The following is a 1,323-nucleotide window of genomic DNA, read 5'->3' on the forward strand; positions in this document are numbered from 1 at the left end:
GGCGTTGGCGCTGTTTGTGGCGGATGTCTTCGCCTCGGTGCCGCGTAGGGATCAGCGGGCCAAGGGTGAGTGTTATCTGCGAGGCCTGATGCTCGACGGTCGGCGCAAGTCGATCCAGCCGATGGCCGAGCGGTTGCCGGACGCGGACATGCAGGCCCTGCAGCAGTTCGTGAACCAGTCGCCGTGGGATCCGCTGCCGGTCAGGCAGCGGATCGCCGAGTGGCTGTCCGAAAGCATCGCACCTGAGGTGTGGGTGATCGACGACGTGTCGTTCCCCAAGTGCGGCAAGGCGTCGGTCGGGGTGGCCCGCCAGTACTGCGGAGCGGTCGGCAAACGGGCGAATTGCCAGGTCGCGGTCAGTGTCCATGCCGCCACCGACACCGCCTCGTGCCCGCTGCAGTGGCAGTTGTATCTGCCCCGGGAGTGGACGGACGAGCCGGACCGCTGCCGCAGGGCAGGAGTCCCCGACGACGTGGTGCACCAGGAGAAGTGGCGCCTGGCCCTCGGTCTCCTGGACACACTCGCCCAGTGGCAGTTGAAGGCGCCGGTCGTGGTCGCCGACGCCGGCTACGGCGTCAGCACCCCGTTCCGGCTCGGCCTCAGGGAGCGAGGGCTGTCCTATGTCCTGGCCCTGAGCGGGAAGGAAGTCGCTCATCCGGAGGATGTCGAGCCGCACCAGCCCGTCTATGGAGGGCTCGGGCCGCCCACCCTTCCCCGCTACCGCACTCCGCCACGAGCCCTCTCCACCCTCGCGGCGGAGGTTGGTGCGGAGCAATGCACCGAGGTGACCTGGCGGCAGGGCAGCAAAGGCACGATGACCTCACGGTTCCTGGTGCTGACAGTGAGGCCCGCGGGCAAGCAGTCCCTGACCGCAGCTCAGGAGGCGGGTGGCGGCCGCAGCCGGTGGGACGGCGTCCTGCCCACCCAGACCCTCCTGGTCGAATGGCCGGACGGTCAGGACGCCCCGACGGGCTACTGGATATCGAACCTGCCTGCTGCCACACCGACCGCTGACCTGGTGCGGTGGGCGAAGATGCGCTGGCGGATCGAGCACGATTACCGCGAGCTCAAGCACGGCCTGGGGCTGGACCACTTCGAGGGCCGCACCTGGCGCGGCTGGCACCACCACGTCACCCTCGTCACCGCCGCGCAGGCATTCCTCACCCTCCGCAGGCTCAACCCAAAAGTCGAGGCACCGGCCCAAGCCTCTACCAGACCCTCGACACACTCCAAGACCTGCTGAGGTGCTGGACCGGTACCTGCACCACCTGCGGCCGCCCCCTGCCGACCAGCAGAAGAAGAACCTAACGAAGCACTACTAGG

Annotated in this window: 1 protein-coding gene; it reads left to right on the plus strand. The window is 68.4% G+C overall.

Translation table 11 applies throughout. The features are described from left to right. Window positions 1-4: 4 nt before the first annotated feature. Complete coding sequence (locus JK361_RS40530) at window positions 5-1,243, plus strand: IS701 family transposase (protein WP_236054676.1); 1,239 nt, start codon at window positions 5-7, stop codon at window positions 1,241-1,243. Window positions 1,244-1,323 lie beyond the last annotated feature (80 nt).

Source organism: Streptomyces musisoli (assembly GCF_016741855.1).
Classification (GTDB): Bacteria; Actinomycetota; Actinomycetes; order Streptomycetales; family Streptomycetaceae; genus Streptomyces; species Streptomyces musisoli.